At 69.4% G+C, this 17,544-nt stretch carries 15 protein-coding genes; 6 read left to right on the top strand and 9 right to left on the bottom strand.

Annotated elements, in window-relative coordinates; genetic code table 11:
- Genes OF850_RS03335 through OF850_RS03320 form a run of 4 tightly spaced genes read left to right on the top strand, consistent with a single transcriptional unit; the run spans window position 1 to window position 4,635 of the window.
- Window positions 1-1,434 carry an amidohydrolase family protein gene (locus tag OF850_RS03335; protein WP_301588317.1) on the top strand — a complete coding sequence of 478 codons (1,434 nt, stop codon included), beginning with the start codon at window positions 1-3 and terminating at the stop codon, window positions 1,432-1,434.
- Window positions 1,431-2,417: an ABC transporter ATP-binding protein gene (locus OF850_RS03330; RefSeq protein ID WP_301588316.1), complete on the top strand. Its 987-nt coding sequence runs from the start codon at window positions 1,431-1,433 to the stop codon at window positions 2,415-2,417. Before OF850_RS03335 ends, OF850_RS03330 begins: the two co-directional genes overlap by 4 nt.
- Window positions 2,414-3,469 (top strand): ABC transporter ATP-binding protein, encoded by a 1,056-nt coding sequence (locus OF850_RS03325; RefSeq protein WP_301588315.1) that lies wholly within the window; start codon window positions 2,414-2,416, stop codon window positions 3,467-3,469. Before OF850_RS03330 ends, OF850_RS03325 begins: the two co-directional genes overlap by 4 nt.
- Window positions 3,466-4,635: an iron-containing alcohol dehydrogenase gene (locus OF850_RS03320; protein ID WP_301588314.1), complete on the top strand. Its 1,170-nt coding sequence runs from the start codon at window positions 3,466-3,468 to the stop codon at window positions 4,633-4,635. Before OF850_RS03325 ends, OF850_RS03320 begins: the two co-directional genes overlap by 4 nt.
- Here the strand turns inward: OF850_RS03320 and OF850_RS03315 are convergent.
- Both OF850_RS03315 and secD read right to left on the bottom strand, forming a co-directional pair.
- The gene (locus OF850_RS03315) at window positions 4,611-5,666 is read right to left on the bottom strand and encodes an EAL domain-containing protein (RefSeq protein ID WP_301588313.1); all 1,056 of its coding nucleotides are present in this window, start codon (window positions 5,664-5,666) and stop codon (window positions 4,611-4,613) included. The genes OF850_RS03320 and OF850_RS03315 overlap by 25 nt on opposite strands.
- 3 nt (window positions 5,667-5,669) lie before the next feature.
- A complete protein-coding gene (gene secD / locus OF850_RS03310) occupies window positions 5,670-8,255 on the bottom strand; it encodes a protein translocase subunit SecD (protein WP_301588312.1) in 2,586 nt (861 codons plus the stop codon).
- A 107-nt stretch (window positions 8,256-8,362) separates the two neighbouring features.
- Between secD and OF850_RS03305 the strand changes: the two genes are divergently transcribed.
- Complete coding sequence (locus OF850_RS03305) at window positions 8,363-9,295, top strand: Gfo/Idh/MocA family protein (protein ID WP_301588311.1); 933 nt, start codon at window positions 8,363-8,365, stop codon at window positions 9,293-9,295.
- Here OF850_RS03305 and OF850_RS03300 read toward each other — a convergent pair.
- From OF850_RS03300 to tyrS, 3 genes are read right to left on the bottom strand one after another with little or no spacing between them, the layout of a single operon-like run.
- Window positions 9,279-10,958 (bottom strand): N-acyl-D-amino-acid deacylase family protein, encoded by a 1,680-nt coding sequence (locus OF850_RS03300; protein WP_301588310.1) that lies wholly within the window; start codon window positions 10,956-10,958, stop codon window positions 9,279-9,281. The genes OF850_RS03305 and OF850_RS03300 overlap by 17 nt on opposite strands.
- On the bottom strand, window positions 10,955-12,652 hold the full coding sequence (locus OF850_RS03295; RefSeq protein ID WP_301588309.1) for an N-acyl-D-amino-acid deacylase family protein: 1,698 nt from the start codon (window positions 12,650-12,652) through the stop codon (window positions 10,955-10,957). The genes OF850_RS03300 and OF850_RS03295 overlap by 4 nt, the downstream gene beginning before the upstream one ends.
- Window positions 12,653-12,688: 36 nt before the next feature.
- Window positions 12,689-13,900 carry a tyrosine--tRNA ligase gene (gene tyrS / locus OF850_RS03290; protein WP_301588308.1) on the bottom strand — a complete coding sequence of 404 codons (1,212 nt, stop codon included), beginning with the start codon at window positions 13,898-13,900 and terminating at the stop codon, window positions 12,689-12,691.
- Window positions 13,901-13,954: 54 nt separating this feature from the next.
- On the opposite strand from tyrS, the gene OF850_RS03285 reads away from it, so the two are divergent.
- On the top strand, window positions 13,955-15,079 hold the full coding sequence (locus OF850_RS03285) for an anhydro-N-acetylmuramic acid kinase (RefSeq protein WP_301588849.1): 1,125 nt from the start codon (window positions 13,955-13,957) through the stop codon (window positions 15,077-15,079).
- Here OF850_RS03285 and OF850_RS03280 read toward each other — a convergent pair.
- Genes OF850_RS03280 through OF850_RS03265 form a run of 4 tightly spaced genes read right to left on the bottom strand, consistent with a single transcriptional unit; the run spans window position 15,076 to window position 17,487 of the window.
- Window positions 15,076-15,639: a histidine phosphatase family protein gene (locus OF850_RS03280; protein ID WP_301588307.1), complete on the bottom strand. Its 564-nt coding sequence runs from the start codon at window positions 15,637-15,639 to the stop codon at window positions 15,076-15,078. The genes OF850_RS03285 and OF850_RS03280 overlap by 4 nt on opposite strands.
- Window positions 15,636-16,250 carry a glutathione S-transferase family protein gene (locus tag OF850_RS03275; protein ID WP_301588306.1) on the bottom strand — a complete coding sequence of 205 codons (615 nt, stop codon included), beginning with the start codon at window positions 16,248-16,250 and terminating at the stop codon, window positions 15,636-15,638. Before OF850_RS03275 ends, OF850_RS03280 begins: the two co-directional genes overlap by 4 nt.
- Window positions 16,247-16,867, bottom strand: coding sequence for a glutathione S-transferase family protein (locus OF850_RS03270; protein WP_301588304.1), 621 nt, complete (start codon window positions 16,865-16,867; stop codon window positions 16,247-16,249). The genes OF850_RS03275 and OF850_RS03270 overlap by 4 nt, the downstream gene beginning before the upstream one ends.
- Window positions 16,864-17,487: a glutathione S-transferase family protein gene (locus OF850_RS03265; RefSeq protein WP_301588303.1), complete on the bottom strand. Its 624-nt coding sequence runs from the start codon at window positions 17,485-17,487 to the stop codon at window positions 16,864-16,866. The genes OF850_RS03270 and OF850_RS03265 overlap by 4 nt, the downstream gene beginning before the upstream one ends.
- Window positions 17,488-17,544: the final 57 nt, after the last annotated feature.

Genomic DNA, 17,544 nt, shown 5'->3' with positions numbered 1-17,544 from the left:
ATGCCCGTCACCCTCATCCGCAACGCGGAACTCATCGTCGCCTGGGACGCGTCCGAGAAGCGGCACGCCTACATGCCGGACGCGGACCTCGCCTTCGAGGACGGGGTGATCCGCTTCGTCGGGCGGGGGTATGACGGGCCGGCGGACACGGAGATCGACGGGGCCGGGCTGATGGTCATGCCCGGCCTCGTCAACATCCATTCCCACCCGAGCAGCGAGCCGATGAACAAGGGGCTGCTCGACGAGATCGGCTCGACCGGCCTCTACAACTCCTCGCTCTACGAGTTCATGCCGATCTTCCGTGCGGACTCGGAGGCGGTGCCGGATTGCGTACGCGTCGCCCTGTCGGAATTGCTGCTGTCGGGCGTCACGACCCTCGCCGACCTATCCGTCGCGCATCCCGGCTGGCTGGACCTCCTGGCCGAGGCGGGAATGCGGGTCTGCATCGCCCCCATGTTCCGCTCGGCGCGCTGGTTCACCAAGAACGGTCACGTCGTCGAATACGAATGGGACGAGAAGGCCGGCGTGAAGGCGATGGACGAGGCCTTCACCCTCATCCAGCGGGCGGAGCAGCATCCGTCCGGCCGCCTGTTCGGCATGGCCTGCCCCGCGCAGATCGACACATGCTCGCCTGAACTCCTGCGCGACAGCCGGGCCGAGGCGCGGGCGCGCGGCATCTCCTGGCAGATCCACGCGGCGCAATCGGTGGTGGAGTTCCATGAGATCACCCGCCGTCACGGGTTCACGCCCATCCAATGGCTGCACGAAATGGGATTGCTGGACGAGAAGGCGATCATCGGCCACGGCATCTTTCTGGACGACCATCCCTCGACGCCGTGGCACACCGACAGCGACCTCGGCATTCTGGCCGAGACGGGGACCACGGTCGCGCATTGCCCGACCGTCTTCGCCCGGCGGGGCATCACGCTGAAGGATTTCGGACGCTACCGGCGCGGCGGCGTCAACCTTGGCATCGGCACCGACACCTACCCGCACAACATGCTGGATGAGCTGCGTCTCGTCGCTTACCTGGCGCGCACCCAGGCGGGCAATCCGCGCACCATGAGCACGACGGACGTGTTTGACGCCGCCACGGTCGGCGGCGCGCGCGCGCTGGGACGCGACGATATCGGGCGTCTTTCGCCCGGCTGCCGCGCCGATATCGTGCTGGTGGACGCGGCCCACCCCCGGATGCAGCCGCGCCACGATCCCGTGCGCAGCCTGATCTATGCCGCCGGCGACCGTGCAGTGAAGGATGTCTACGTGGATGGCGAGAAGGTGGTGGGCGACGGCAAGGTGCTGACCATCGATTTCGAGCAGGCGGCCGCCCATCTCGCGGAGGCGCAGAAGCGCGTGGTCGGCAATGCCCCGAACCATGATTGGGCGCATCGGCCCGTGGATCGCATCGCGGCGCCGACCTTCAAGTGGCTGTGACGCCTCTCCTGGAGATCGAGGGTCTCCGCACCGTCTTCCGCACCAGCGCGGGGGAGGTGCCGGCGGTGGACGGCGTTTCCCTCTCGGTGGAGCGCGGCAAGACCCTCGGCATCGTCGGCGAGAGCGGCTGCGGCAAGTCCGTCCTGTCGCTCTCCATCATGCGGCTCGTCGCGCATCCGGGACGCATCGCCGCGGGCAGCGTGCAGCTGGAAGGGAAGGATCTGACCACCCTTTCCCCTTCGGCCATGCGCGACCTGCGCGGGCGCGACATCGCGATGATCTTCCAGGAACCGATGACGAGCCTGAACCCGGTGCACACGGTCGGTTTCCAGGTCACCGAGGGCGTGCGCGCGCACGAGCCGGGCCTTTCCGCCGCCGAGCTGCGGGCGCGAGGGATCGAGGCGCTGCGGCGCGTCCGCATCCCTTCGCCGGAGCGGCGCTTCGACGAGTATCCGCACCAGCTTTCCGGAGGCATGCGCCAGCGCGTGATGATCGCCATGGCGCTGGCCGGGCAGCCGAAGCTGCTGATCGCCGACGAGCCGACCACCGCACTGGACGTGACGGTCCAGGCGCAGATCCTCGACCTCCTGCGCGAACTGCAGGCCGAGACGGGCATGGCGGTTATCCTGATCACCCACGACCTCGGCGTCGTGGCGGAAATGGCGGATGATGTGGCTGTGATGTATGCGGGCAAGGTGGTTGAGCACACCGATGCCCGCCGCCTGTTCGAGGACCCCCAGCACCCCTACACGCTGGGGCTGCTCGGGAGCATCCCGCGGCTGGACGAGGAGCGCGAGGACCTGCTCGCCATCCGTGGCACGGTGCCGCCGCCCTTCGCCCTGCCGCCGGGCTGCCGCTTCGCGCCGCGCTGCCCCTTCGCCATCAACGCCTGCAACGAGGCCCAGCCGCCCTTGCTGCCCATCGCCGAGGGCCACGGCGCGGCCTGCATCCGCGCCCCCGTCGAAAAGGCGCTTGCGGCATGACGGCGTTGCTGGAAGCCGAAGGCATCGCCAAGCACTACCCGGTCCGCCAGGGCCTCATCCGCGCCAAGACGATCGGCACGGTGCGCGCCGTGGACGGCGTTTCCTTCTCGGTCAGGAAGGGCGAAACGCTGGCGCTGGTCGGCGAGTCGGGATGCGGCAAGAGCACCACGGCGCGGCTGGTCCTGAGGTTGATCGAGCCCAGCGCCGGCCACGTGCGCTTCGAGGGCGTGGACATCACCACGCTGGACCGCGCAGCGCTGCGCGCCTTCCGCCGCCGCGCGCAGATCGTGTTCCAGGACCCTTATGCCTCTCTTAACCCGCGCCTGACCGTGGCGGAGACGCTGCGCGAGCCGCTGGAGGTGCACGGCATCGGCGACGGGCGCAGCCGCAAGGCCCGTGTGGAAGAGCTTCTCTCCCTGGTCGGCCTCGCACCCTATCACGCCGCCCGCTACGGGCATGAGTTCTCCGGCGGGCAGCGGCAGCGCATCGGCATCGCCCGGGCACTGGCGGCCGGTCCGGACCTCGTGGTGTGCGACGAACCGGTTTCGGCACTCGACGTTTCCATCCAGGCGCAGGTGGTGAACCTGCTGCGCGATCTGCAGCGGCGGCTTGGTCTCGCCTACCTGTTCATCGCGCATGACCTAGCTGTCGTGAAGCACGTCGCCGACCGGGTGGCGGTGATGTATCTCGGCCGCATCGTCGAGGTGGCGGAGAAGAACGAGCTGTTCCGCAACCCGCGCCACCCCTACACACGCGCCCTGCTTGCGGCGATCCCACACCCGGACCCGACACGGCGCGGCCGCATCGTGCCGCTGGGCGGCGACCTGCCTTCGCCGCTGAACCCGCCCTCGGGCTGCCGCTTCCGCACGCGCTGTCCCTTCGCGCAGGAGATCTGCGCCAAGGAGGACCCGCCGCTGGAAGACGGCGTGGCGTGCCATTTCCGCGACGAGCTTCCGCCCGCCGGGCTGGACTTTTCGGGCGGCCTCGCGCCGAATGCGGCCCGCCGCCTCGCCCTCTTCGCCGAGGCGGGACGGAGACAGGGAACGCTATGACCACTGCCATCGTCGCCCCCCGCCAGATGCTGGTAGGCGGCGGAAGCCTTTCGCGCGCCGGCGACCTGCTGCGTCAGCTTGGCCTGACCCGGCCGCTGGTGGTGACCGATCCCTGGATGGTCCGCTCCGGGACCGTGGACAAGCTGCTGACCCCGCTGCGCGCGGCCGGACTGGCGCCGGAGGTCTTCAGCGACACCGTGCCCGACCCGACCGATACGGTGGTGGAGGCGGGCGCGGCGCTGCTGCGCGACGGGCGCTTTGACGTGCTCGTGGGCTTCGGCGGCGGCAGCCCGATGGACACGGCCAAAGCCATGGCGATCCTCGCCGCGGCGCCCGAAGGCGCCAGGATGCGTGAGTTCAAGGTGCCCTTCGCCGCCGATCGCGGGGCGCTGCCCATCGTGTGTGTTCCCACCACGGCGGGCACGGGCAGCGAGGCAACCCGCTTCACGGTCATCACCGATGCCGAGCGCGACGAGAAGATGCTGATCGCCGGGCTGGGCGCGCTGCCGCTCGCGGCCATCGTGGATTACGAACTGACCTTCACGGTGCCCTCTCGTATCACCGCTGACACGGGCATCGACAGCCTGACGCATGCGCTGGAGGCCTTCGTTTCCCGCCGCGCCAACCCGGTGAGCGACATGTACGCGCGGGAAGCGATGCGCCTCATCGGCCCGCGCCTGCGCGACGTGTGGCGGCGGCCGGACGACGCAAAGGCGCGCGAGGACATGATGCTGGGCGCGACCCTGGCGGGGTTGGCCTTTTCCAACGCATCGGTCGCGCTGGTCCATGGCATGTCGCGCCCCATCGGTGCGCATTTCCACGTCCCGCACGGCCTGTCCAACGCGATGCTGCTGCCGGCCGTGACCGAGTTCGGCCTGAACTCGGCGCTGCCCCGGTACGCGGAGGCGGCACGCTGCATGGGCGTCGCCTCGGGTGCCGATGCCGACCAGGTCGCCGGCTCCCGGCTGCTCGAGGAATTGCGCGCCCTGAACCGTGAGCTGGAGGTGCCGAGCCCGGCCGCCTGGGGCATCGAGGAAGCGCGCTGGAACGCGTTGGTGCCGACCATGGCGGAACAGGCGCTCGCCTCCGGGTCGCCCGCCAACAACCCGCGCGTCCCCGATGCCGGGGAAATCGTGGACCTCTACGGCCGCGCCTTCCGCGGCTGACCGACGCTGCGCCGTGCCCAGGCTGCCAGGGCCTGGGCCGGCAGGGGCCGCGCCAGCCAGAAGCCCTGACCGCGGCGGACGCCCAGGGCACGCAACAGCCGCGCCTCGCTGCGCGAGGAAATGCCCTCCGCCGTCACGGCCATCCCCGTCTCGCACAGGGCATGGATCTGATTGCGGGCGCGCGCGCTGGTGAGGGCGAGGCGCGTGAGGCTGCGATCGAGCTTCAGCCCGCTGAAGGGCAGATGGAGCAAACGGCGCCGCGGGTCGTCCAGGATCACGTCGTCCATCAGCACCTCATGCCGCGCCGCGCGAAGCCGTCGCAGCGCGTGGGCCAGGCGCGACACGTCACGCACCGGCGAGGTCTCGGTGAGTTCGATGCCGACCCGCGATGGGGGAAGGCCGGCGCGGCGCGCCTCGAAACTGAGCCATGAAGCAACGTCGCGCCGCTCGAACTCCGCCACCGAAAGGTTCACGGTCACGCACAGGGGCCAAGGCATCCGCGCCATGTCCTGCGTTGCGAGGCGCGTGACCGCGCGCGCCAGGACGCGCCCAAGGCCCATGAGCTCGATCGCCGGAACGAAATGGATGGGCGTCACAGCAACCGGCTCGCTCGCCCAGCGGGCCAGCGCCTCGACCATCTCGATCCTCCCGTCGCGCAGCGACACGATGGGCTGGTAGCGCAGCATCAGCCCGCCCGGACGCAAGGGCGGAGTGAGCTTTGCCTCGGGCGGGGTGGGGCCCGAAAGAAGCGTCGCAACCGCCTCGGGGTCCGAATCCGAGTCGACGACGGAGATCACGGCCTTGGGCGAGGCCTCAGCCAGCGCATCCACCAATTCTGCGCCGAGGCCCGGCAGGCCTCGCTCGATCAGGATGCGCCCGAAGCCCCCGATCTGAGCGACGACGGCGTGGAGCAGCGCTGCATCATCGCCAAGCAGCACCGGGTCCGGCAGGCCGCTCCGCCTTATCGCCAGGGACGCCGCCTCGCGCAGGGCGGGGCTGGAGGCGACGATGACCGTGCCGCCTGTTCCCACGACCTAACGAGCCGCCGGAGCCGTGCCTGGACGCGCGGTTTCGACCTCAGCACGGCGAAGGGAGCGGCGCCCCGTGAAGAGCACGATCGGCGCCGCGATGAACACAGAGGAGGAAGTGGAGATCACGATGCCGAACAGCATCACCCAGGCGAAGCCCGAGAGCGTCTCGCCACCAAACAGGGCAAGCGGCAGGGCGGACAGCAACAGCGTCATCGAAGTGCCGAGCGAGCGGTTCAGCGTCTCGTCGATCGAAAGGTCCACGAGGTCGCGCAGCGGCATCGTCTTGAACTTGCGAAGGTTCTCCCGCATCCGGTCGAAGACCACGACCTTGTCGTTCACGCTGAAGCCCACGACGGTGAGGATGGCTGCGATGGTGGTCAGGTTGAACTCGACCTGGAAGAGAACCATGAAGCCGATCGTCTTCGTGGTGTCGAGGATCAGCGTGATGATGCCCGCCACGCCGAACTGCCACTCGAACCGCGCCCAGATATAGACCAGCATCGCGACGAGGCTGATGCCGAGGGCGATCAGCCCTCCCCGGAACAACTCGTCCGAAATGCGGTTGCCTACGGCCTCGACGCGCAGGATGCGGACGCCCGGGCTGGCTTCCTCCAGCGCGCCGCGGACTCGGTTCACCACGGCCTGGGTCTGCGCCTCCTCCGGCGGGGCGGGCAGGCGCAACAGGATCGTACGGTCATCGCCGAATTGCTGGAGCCCGACATCGCCCGCGTTCAAGGTGGAGACGGCGGAGCGCATCCGGGCGAGGTCGGCCGCCTGCTCCGTCCGCACCTCCATCACGATGCCGCCCTTGAAGTCGATGCCCTTCTCCAGCCCCGGATAGAAGGCACCGGCCAGCGAGGCGAGCGACAGGACAGCGGAGACCAGAAGGCCTGCCCGCGCCCCCTTCATGAAGGGGATGCGGGTGATGTCGGGCACCAAACGGAACAGCGGCCGGGCGAGGCGCTGGCCGAGGGAAAGGCCCGGCCGCTCGATCACCGGCAACTCCTTCGGGCGGCGGGCGCGGTACCACCAGATCACCATCAGGCGGGTCAGCACGGTCGCGGTCCACATCTGCACCACTGTGCCGATCGCCACCGTCACGGCGAAGCCGCGAACGGGCCCGGAGCCGAAGCCGTAGAGGCAGGCCATGGCGATCAGGTTGGTGAGGTTGGCGTCCAGGATCGTCCCTGACGCCTTGGTGTAGCCGGCTTCCAGCGCATTGATCGGCGAGCGCCCGAGCTTCACCTCCTCGCGGATGCGCTCGTTGATGAGGATGTTGGCGTCGAGCGCCGTGCCCAGTGTCAGCACGATGCCGGCGATGCCCGGCAGGGTGAGAGTCGCCTCCAGCAAGGTCAGGCAGGCGATGAGCAGCACGATGTTCACGGCGAGCGCGATGTTCGCGAACCAGCCGAACAGGCCGTAGGCAAGGCCCATGTAGAGGAACACCACCACGGTCCCGACGGCCATGGAGATCATGCCGGCGCGGATCGCGTCCGCCCCGAGCTCTGGCCCGACGGTCCGTTCCTCGATCACGGTCAGCGGGGCGGGCAGGGCGCCCGCGCGCAGCAGCACGGCAAGGTCGTTGGCGGTGCGGACGGTGAAGGACCCGCTGATCTGCCCGCGCCCGGCCGTGATGGGCTCGCGGATCACGGGTGCGGTGATCACCTTGTCGTCCAGGACGATGGCGAAGGGGCGGCCCACGTTCTGGCGCGTCACTTCGGAAAAGCGTCGCGTGCCGATCCCATCGAAGGTGAAGTTCACCACCCATTCGCCGGTGCGCGAATCCTGCGCGGCCCGGGCATCGGAAAGATTGGCGCCATCCACCTCAACACGGCGCCGCACGGCGTAGCGCTCCTCCGCGCCGGCGCGCTCGCCCTGCAGGAACAGCACGCCCGGCGGCGGCGTCGCGGCGGAAAGACTCGCCGTGTCGTCCAGGAGGTGGAAGGTCATGCGGGCGGTTCGGCCCAGCAGGTCCTTGATGCGCGCCGGATCCTCGACGCCGGGAAGCTGGACCAGGATGCGGTTCGCGCCTTGGCGCGCGATCAGCGCCTCGACCACGCCCGTCTCGTCGATGCGACGGCGGACGATCTCGATGGACTGCTCGACGGCGTTGGTGGCCTTGGCGCGCAGCCCAGCCTCCGTCACCGTCGCGGTGACGAGCCCGTCCGGGGCGGCTACGACCTCGATGTCAGGCTGCGTCGCGCCCCCGCCCACGTTCACGGCATTCGCCATCTCGCGCAGGACGCGGAGCGCGACGTCGCGCTGGGATGGATCGGTGAGGCGAAGCTGGATACGCCGCTGGTCTGAATTGGCGGAAAGCCCCGTGTAGCCGACGCGAGGGTTCGCCTGGTTCAACCCGCGGCGCGCACCTTCGACGAGGCCCTCCAGCCGCTCGCGCAGCAGGACGGATGTGTCCACTTCCAGCAGCAGGTAGGAGCCGCCGCGGAGGTCGAGGCCGAGCGCGACCTGCCGCACCGGGAACCAGTCGGGGAAACTGGTGCGCGGCAGCAGGTTGGGCAGGCTCACCAGCGCGCCCAGAAGGCAGACGAGAAGAATCGCGGCCTGCTTCCACCGCGCGAAATACATCATGACCGAACCATATCCCCTTGGGGTGTCCCGCGTCCGGGATTCGGCCGGAACATGACGAGGGGAGGGGGGGGATGCAAGCCCGGTCCCCTTTCGGCTACCGGAGGGGCATGAATCCCCGCATCGGCGTGATCGGCGCCGGCCATTTCGGCCGCTTCCACACCTTGAAGCTGAAGGGCCGCGGCCTGTCCGGCCTGCATGACCCCGACCCCTCCCGCGCCGCACTGGTGGCCGCCGAGGCGGGGACGGAGGCGCTGGCCCTGGACGCGTTGATCGAGCGCTCCGAAGCCCTGATCATTGCCGCCCCGACGCCATATCACTTCGCCCTGGCCAGCCGTGCCCTCGAAGCCGGGCGGCATGTGCTGGTGGAAAAGCCCATCGCCGCGACGCTGGAGGAGGCGGACGCGCTGATCGCCCTCGCCGCGCGCAAGGGCCTCGTCCTCATGGTGGGGCAGATCGAGCGTCACTCGGCCGCGATTCGGACCCTTCGGGCGGAGTGTGCGGGGCGTCGCCTCCGTGCGCTGGAAGCAGTGCGCGTCGCGTCCTTCCGGCCCCGTTCGCTTGACGTGTCGGTCGTATTGGACCTGATGATTCACGACCTCGACCTGGTGATGGCGCTCACCGGCGCGGATCTGGCCGAGGTCCAGGCCGTAGGCGGGCGGGCGGTGAGCGAGCAGACGGACTGGGCCGTGGCCCATCTCCTCCTCACGGATGGGACCCGGGCGACCGTCACGGCCAGCCGGATCGCGGTCGGGCTGGAGCGCCGTCTGCGCGCCCTCGGCCCGGAGGGTGAACTGCGGGTGGACTTCCTGGCACGCACCCTGGATTTCGTCGCGCCGGGCGGCGCCGAGCCCATGGAACACCTTCCTGGCTGGGGCACCACTCGCCGATCCTGGGTCGAGCATGACAGCTTGGAGGCGGAGCACGACGCCCTCCGCGCTGCCATCGCCGGGGCTCGCCCCTACGAGGCGGATGGGGCGGCCGGGCGCGCGGCGCTCGACGCGGCGCTTCGTGTCGAAGCCGCGCTCAGCGCCCCCGCCTGAGCAACTGCCCGGGAAGCTCCCCCGTGGGACGACCATCCCGGTAGGTCACTCGGCCCCGCTTGACCGTTGCGCGATAGCCGCGTGCCCGTTGCAGCAGGCGCTTGCCACCGGCCGGCAGGTCATGGGCCATGAAGGGGGCCTCCAGCCCCAGCCCGTTCGGATCCAGTATGTTCAGGTCCGCCAGCATGCCGGGCGCAACTACGCCCCGGTCGAAGAGTCCGATGGCGCGGGCGGTGTCCGAGCTCTGCCGGCGGATCAGCTCCTCAAGGGAAAACCCCTTCTTTGACCAATAATCAAGAACATAGGTTGGGAAGCTTCCGTCTGAAACGAAGCCGACATGGGCGCCGCCATCGCCAAGCCCGATGATGGTGTTGCGGTGCCGCATGCATTCCGCTGATGCATCAAGGCTGAAGTCGGCAAAGTTCGTCAGCGGTGCGAAGATCCAGCCACCGGAAACGAGCAGGTTATAGGCCACTTCCTCCGGCGAGCGTCCCTCGCGTGCAGCCTGGGCCTCCAGGCTTGCCTCGCGCGGGGGTGCGTAGTCCGGGGGATCGCCGAAGGGAAACATGCGGGCCCAGGACAGGCGGGTGATCAGCGGAAAGCTGGAGCCGGTCACACGGTCCTCGGACAGGATGCGTGCGCGAAGGTCCGGGTCACGCATCGCCGCCGCGCGCCGCTCGGGCGCGAGGTCGGCGATCGCCTTATAGGAGGGGCAGCCCGAGAATGGGTTCTGGCTCCCTTGAAGCCCAAGCAGGATGCCGATGGGCCGAGGCGGGAAGACCGGGCGGATGGATAGCCCCTCCTCGGCCGCATCGTCGGACAGTGCCAGCAATTCCTTCCAGGCTTCCGTGCGATCGTGCCGCGCGGTCAGGCTGAACAGGACCGGCCGCCCCGACGCCTCATGGATCCGGCGAACCATGGCGAACTCGGTGGCGGGGTCCGGCTCGTTCCAGTCCGAGATCAGTTCCAGCAGGCCACCGCCCATGCCCCGCGTCAGGGCCAGCAACTCCGCTTCCTGCGCACGCAGCGTCGGCGTCGGGTCGCCGGCGAGGGTCTTATGGCTGATGGTGCGGCTGGTGGAGGCCCCGAAGGCGCCCGCGGCGATCGCCTCGCCCGCGATGCGCCCCATGGCTTCCGCTTCCGCGTCGGTGGCGTTCTCCAGCGCAAGGGCGCGCTCCCCCATCACATGGACGCGGACCGCGGCGTGTGGCAGCAGCACGGCCGTGTCCACATCGCGGGTGCGAGATTCCAGCGCGTCAAGATACTCGGGGAAGCTTTCCCAGGCCCAGTTCAGCCCTTCATGCAGCACGGGGCCAGGGATGTCCTCCACGCCTTCCATCAGGCGGATCAGCGTTTCCCGGTCCTCGGCCCGGCACGGAGCAAAGCCGACGCCGCAATTCCCCATCAGAACGGTAGTGACGCCATGCCAAGATGAGGGGGCCAAGTGCGAATCCCACACGGCCTGCCCGTCGTAATGCGTGTGCAGGTCCACGAAGCCGGGGCAGACAACATGGCCGCCGGCATCGATCTCCGTCTCGCCACGGCCCGGCACGTCGCCCACTGCGACGATGGTGCCGTCCCGCACCGCCACGTCGGCACGGAAGCCAGGGGCGCCGGTGCCGTCCATCACGGTACCACCGCGGATCACGAGGTCATGGGTCATGCGCGCGTCCCCCGCACAAGCTTGCCGGGCAAGGCTCCGGTTTCCTCGCCATGGCGCCGCGTCACGACGCCTGAAACGATTGTCGCGTCATAGCCGGTGGCGCCTTGCACCAAGCGCTTGCCGCCAGCCGGGAGGTCGTAGCGCATCTCCGGCCGATGGAGCGACAATGCTTCAAAATCAATAATATTCAGGTCAGCCTTGAGGCCTTCCTTGAGCAGCCCGCGGTCGCGAAGGCCGATCGCCTTGGCATTGTCGGCGGAAAGCCGCTGCACGGCGAACTCCACCGGCAAGCGCCCGCCACGGGCCCGGTCGCGGACCCAATGGGTGAGGAGATGGGTGGGTGCGGAGGCATCGCAGATATAGCCGACATGCGCCCCGCCATCGCCCAGGCCCAGCAGGGTGTGCGGGTGGGTAACCATCTCGCGGATCGCGTCGAGGTTGCCATTGGCGTAGTTCAAAAGGGGGCGGTTGAGGATGGCGCGGCCATTCTCCTCCAGCATCCAGTCGTAGCAAAGATCCTCGGGGTCGCGTCGCTCGCGCTTGGCCGTCTCCAGCACCGAGGCCTCGGGCGGCGGTTCGTAGTCCGGCGTCAGGCGATAGATCCGGGCGTAGTTGTTGAGGCGCGCGCGGAGCGCCGGGTCGTCCGTCAGTTCAGCAAGGATGCGGGCGCGGCGCGCCGGGTCGCGTAGTGCGGTCACCCGCTCGTCGATGGGAAGATGCGCGACCTCGCGATAGGCCGCCCGGGTCAGGAAGGGGTGCTGCGACAACTCCCAGCCGAACATCAAGCCGACTGGCCGTCCCATCACCTGGCCGGTGACGCGGAGTCCCTCCGCATTCGCCTCGGAGACGCGGTCCAGCAGCCAGCGCCAGAAATCGGGCCGGGATTCGCGCTGGAGCAGCGAGAAGGTCATGGGCCGCCCAGCCAGCCGCGCAACGCGGGTCAGCCTCTCCCATTCCTCCTCGGCCGGGTCGTCGAAATCGGAGATGACCTGCAGCCAGCCGCCGCCAAGTGCCCTTCCGATCTCGGCCAGCTCGATCTCGGCCGCGCCGAGGGTCGGGGTCGGCTCTCCGGCCAGCGTCTTGTGGGCGATGGCGCGGGAGGTGGAGAAGCCCAGCGCCCCGGCCGCGATGCCCTCGCGCGCAAGCCGCGCCATCTCGGCCCGGTCCGCCTCGGTGGCGGGCTCGCGCTCGAAGCCGCGCTTCCCCATCACGTGCACCCGAAGCGCCGCGTGTGGTACCTGGGCCGCGACGTCCATGTCGTAGGGGCGGGAATCCAGCGCGTCGAGGTAGTCGGGGAAGCTTTCCCAGTTCCAGGGCAGGCCTTCGGTCAGCACCACCTCGGGCAGGTCCTCCACCCCTTCCATGAGGGCGACCAGCATGTCGCGATGCTCGGGCCGGCAGGGGGCGAAGCCGACGCCGCAATTGCCCAGCAGCGCCGTGGTCACCCCGTGCAAGGAGGAAGAAAGGATCTTCGACGTCCAGGTGGCCTGGGCGTCGTAATGGGTGTGGATGTCCACGAAGCCCGGGGTCACGAGGCGTCCCTTGGCCTCGATCTCCTCCGCGCCGCGCGGGATGGAAAGGTTGCGGCCGATGGCCGCGATGCGGTCGCCGGAAAGCGCGATATCCGCTTCGAAAGGCGACGCGCCGGTGCCATCCACCAGCGTGCCGCCCCGGATCACGAGAGTCGGCTCCATGTTTCCTCCGGTGCTTTGGCCGGAGGATAGACCCCTTCAGCCCGCCTTCACCAGAACGTGCCGCTTGCGCCCGGCCGATAGCTTGGCCGGCGCCTCCACCACCAGTGCCGGATCAGAAACCGGCGCGTCGTCGAGGCGTACCCCGTTCTGGGCGATGAGGCGCCGCGCCTCCCCCTTGGAGGCGCAGAGCTTCGCCTCCACCAGCAGGTCCAGCAGCGGGGCGGGAAGGGCATGGATGATGCTGGGCAGGGTCTCTGCCGCCTCGCCCTGCTCGAAGGCACGGCGCGCCGTTTCGGCCGCTTCCTCCGCCGCCGCACGGCCGTGCAGCAGCGCGGTCGCTTCCGTCGCCAGCACCTTCTTCGCCTCGTTGATCTCGGCGCCGCCCAGCGCACCCAGGCGCCGCACCTCCTCCATGGGCAGGTCCGTGAAGAGGGCGAGGAAGCGGCCTGCATCCGCATCCTCGGCGTTGCGCCAGTACTGCCAGTAATCGTAGGGGCTCAGGCGGTCTGCGTTCAGCCAGACCGCGCCGCCCGCCGTCTTGCCCATCTTGGCGCCCGACGCCGTGGTGATGAGCGGCGCGGTGAGGCCGTGCACCGTGGCATTGCTCATGCGGCGAACCAGGTCGGCGCCCATGACGATGTTGCCCCATTGGTCGGAGCCGCCCATCTGCAGCGTCACGCCGTGGCGCTTGTGAAGCTCCACGAAGTCGTAGCTCTGCAGCAGCATGTAGTTGAACTCGATGAAGGTGAGCGGCTGGTCGCGCTCCAGCCGCAGCCGGACGCTGTCCATGCTCAGCATGCGGTTGACGCTGAAATGCCGCCCGACCTCGCGCAGGAAGGGGATGTAGCGCAGCCCGTCCAGCCATTCGGCATTGTCGAGCATGATCGCCTTGCCCGGCCCGTCGCCAAACTGAAGGAAGCCGTCAAAGGCGCGGCGGATGCCCGCCTTGTTCTGCTCGATCCGCTCCTCGGTCAGGATCTGACGCGTCTCGTCGCGGCCGGAGGGGTCGCCGATCTTGGTCGTGCCGCCGCCCATCAGGACGACGGGGCGGTTGCCCGTGCGCGCCAGCCAGCGCAGCAGCATGATCTGGACGAGGTGGCCGACATGCAGGCTGTCTGCCGTCGCGTCGAACCCGATATACCCCGTCACCGGCCCGGCGCGCAGCGACGCCCGCAGCGCCTCCGCATCCGTGACCTGATGGACGAAGCCGCGCTCCGTCACGACGTCGAGAAAATCCTGCCCGCTCATTTCAAACCCCGCCCGATGGCGCAAAGACTGCGGCGGTAGCACAATGCGGGGATGCTGAGAATCATCGGGACGATGAGCGGCACCTCGCTGGACGGGGTGGATGCCGCCTGGGTGGAGACGGACGGCGAGAAGGTCGCCCAGCTAGGCCCCGCCATCACCGTTCCCTACGAGCCCGCGCTGCGCCGCGACCTGCGACGCCTGCTCGAACTGGCGCCCGGCCTTCCGCCCGACGACCAATTCCTGCGCGACTGCGAGGCTCGGCTGACCGAGCGCCACGCCGCGGCCATCAACCGCGTTGCCCTGGATGCGCAGCGCGCCGGGCTGCCGGCACCGGAAATGGCCGCCTTCCATGGTCAGACCATCCTGCACCGCCCGCGCCAGCCCGGCGACGCGGCGGGCGCTGAGGGGCGAACCTGGCAGATCGGCGATGCGGCCGCGCTTTCACGTCAGACGGGCCTTTCAATCGCCCATGATTTCCGCTCGGCGGACGTGGCGGCGGGCGGGCAAGGGGCGCCGCTGGTTCCCGTCGCCCATGCCGCGCTCGCTCATGCCCTGCCGAAGCCGCTCGCCGTGCTGAACCTGGGCGGGGTCGGCAACGTCACCTTCCTGGGAAGCGACGGCACGCTCCTCGCCTTCGACACCGGGCCGGCGAACGGGCCTCTCGATGACTGGGCGCGGCGCTCGGCTGGGCGGGATTACGACCGGGACGGGAACCTCGCTTCCGCCGGGCAGGCGGACGGGGCCGTGCTGGGAAGGCTGATGAACCATCCCTTCCTGGCTCAGCCCCCGCCGAAGTCGCTGGATCGGCTTGATTTCGACCGGGCGCTGCGGGATGCCGGAGCGCACGAGTTGTCGCCAAAGGATGGCGCGGCGACCTTGGTCGCCTTCGCCGCGATCTGCGTGGCCGCCGCCGCACGTCATTTTCCGGAGCCGCCTCTGCAATGGCTCGTCGCCGGGGGCGGGCGCAGAAACTCGGCCATGATGCGCGCCCTCGCGGCCACCCTGGCCGAACCTGTGCGGCCCGTAGAAGTGGCGGGCTGGAACGGGGATGCGCTGGAGGCTCAGTGCTTCGCCGTGCTGGCCGCCCGCACGGCCCGCGGCCTGCCGATCAGCTTTCCCGGCACGACCGGCGCGCCCCAGCCGATGCCGGGCGGCCGGATCCTGGGCGGCCTGCTCTAGTCGGACAGATCAGCCGGGCTGAGGCGCCAGCCCTCCCCCTCTGGCTTGCACCATAGAGGCAGGGCATTCGGGGTGCGGACATTCGGCTCCAGCCCCGCTTCGTAGCGGAAGGCACGGAACAGCGCGCCATGCGCCACCACCAGGACCGGGCCGGGCAGGGCGGTGGCGCGGTTGATGCCCCGCGCCGCGCGGGCGCGGAGATCGGCGAAGGGCTCGCAGCCCTCTGGCGTGAACTCGCCCCGGATCCAGTCGTCGTACCAGTCGCCCATGGGCTGGCCCTCCTGTTCCCCGAAGGCGACCTCCATCAACTCGGGGTCGAGGGCGGCGATGGGCAGGTCGAGCGCCTTCGCCACCACCTCCGCCGTGACGCGGGCGCGGGAGAGCGGCGAGGAGACGATGGTGACGATGCCCCGGCCCACCAGCGCGCGCGCTGCACGCTCGGCCTGCATCATCCCGACTTGGTTCAAGGGGATGTCTGTCTGGCCCTGCGACCGGCCTTCGGCGTTCCAGTCGGTCTCGCCGTGTCGGAGGAACCAGAACGAGACGGGGTTGAGGCTCACGTGGCAAATCCTTCGGCGGAGAGGGCGTCCTGGAGGGCGGGCAGGGCGAAGAACCGGCGGCGATGCGCCGTCAAGGCCTCAGGCGGCGCGATGCCGAGAAATCCCCCCAGAACCGTCAGCAGGGCAAGCGAGCAATCCGCTGCCGTGGGCGCGCCGCCGACCGCCCAGTCCCGCCCCTCGACGCGCGAGGCGGCGTAGATAAGCGCAAGGTCGGCGCGTGCCAGGGCCGCGCGGCGAATACCCTCCTCCGCCGGCGCGGGGCCGAAGCGGCCGGGATCGAAGCCGGGCATGAAGGTGCCCGGTATCGTCCAGGCGACCCAGGAGAGCCATTCCATCACCCGCCAGCGCTCCTCGCGCGAGGTGCCGAGGAGGTTGGATTCGGGAAACATCTCGCCCAGCGCGACAAGGATCGCGGGCGTCTCGGTCAATGCGAACCCGCCCTCCATCTCAAGGACAGGCACCTGTCCCTTCGGGTTGATGGCGATGAAGCCGGGGGTTCGGGCCTCGCCGGCGCGCAGGCTGATCTCCCGCACCTCCCCGGGCGTGCCGCACATTGCGAAAGCCAGGCGCGCGGCGAGGGAGGAGGTGCGCGGCGAGACCCAAAGGATCAAGCGAGGCCCTCGCGTGCCATCGCGCGCTGCACGGAGGGACGCGCCCGCATCGCGGCGTAATGCGCGGCCAGGCGGCCGGGAAGCTCCATCTTGAGGCGCTCGGCTGCCCAGAAGGAGATGTAGAATGGCGCGGCATCCCCGAAGGAGAAGCGTCCGGCAAAGAAATCGCGGCCCTCCAGCGAGGCGTCGAGGTTCTGCAGCCCCTTGGTAAAGATTTCGGTCCCTCGCGCCTTCACAGCCTCGTGGTCGGCCTCGCTCGGTGCGAAGTTCGCCGGGCGGAAGATGCGGGAGAAACCTTGCATGTGCACCGTGGCCACGGCGTAATCCGTCGCCTCGATCGCCCGCGCCATGGCGTCGGCGCCCTCGGGCATCAGCCCTGCCTTGGGGAAGCTGGCGGCGAGCCAGAAGGCGATGGCGGGAAACTCGGTCAGCACCGAGCCGTCCCCACGCATCAGGGTCGGCACCTTGGATTTCGGGTTCACCGCCTTGAACTCGGGCTTGAACTGGGCGCCCTCGCGCAGGTTCGTGGCCACCGCCTCGAAGGGCGCGCCGATCTCCTCCAACAGCATGTGGATGCCCAGCGAGCATGCGCCGGGCGAGTAGTACAGCTTCATCATGGGGAAATCCCCTCCCGCTTCATCGCCCGCTCGACGGCGGGGCGGTCCTTCATGGCCTTGTGATGCGCCTTCAGCCGCGGCGGCAGTTCGATGCCTGCGCGGCCCGCCGCCCAGTGCTCGAGGAAGAACAGCGCGCAATCCGCGACGCTGTAGCCGCTGGGCAAAAGCCAGGTGCCGCCCTTCCACAGCTTTTCGATCGTTTCCAGGTAGCCGGCCGCGAGCTCCTTGCCCTGCGCGACGACCCGCGCCTCGTCCTCCGCGTCGCGCGCGAAGTTGCTGGCGCGGAACATACGGGTGAAGCCCTGCGGGTGGACCGTGCCACACAGGTAGTCCATCCATTCGAGGCAGCGCGTCTCCGCCTCGAACTCGACCGGGATCAGGTTGGACATCGGATTCGCTTTGGCGAGCCACCAGGCGATGACCGGCCATTCCGTCAGCACCGTGCCGTCGTCGCGCTGGAGCGCGGGCACCTTGGCCTTTGGGTTGATGGCCAGGTATTCCGGCTTCCGGTTCGATCCGTCGCGCGTCGAGACGGCGACCGCCTCGAAAGGCTTGCCGATCTCTTCCAGGATGACGTGAATTCCGAGCGAACAGGCGCCCGGCGAGTAATAGAGCTTCATGGTCCGCTGCCTCCGAAACCCTCAACCTGCCATAGCCGCCCCGGGGCGGGTGCGGAA

The organism is Sabulicella glaciei (assembly GCF_026183895.1).
GTDB classification, from domain to species: domain Bacteria; phylum Pseudomonadota; class Alphaproteobacteria; order Acetobacterales; family Acetobacteraceae; genus Roseococcus; species Roseococcus glaciei.
Note: the sequence above shows the minus strand (reverse complement) of the source record. Positions and strands in the feature narration are given on the sequence as shown.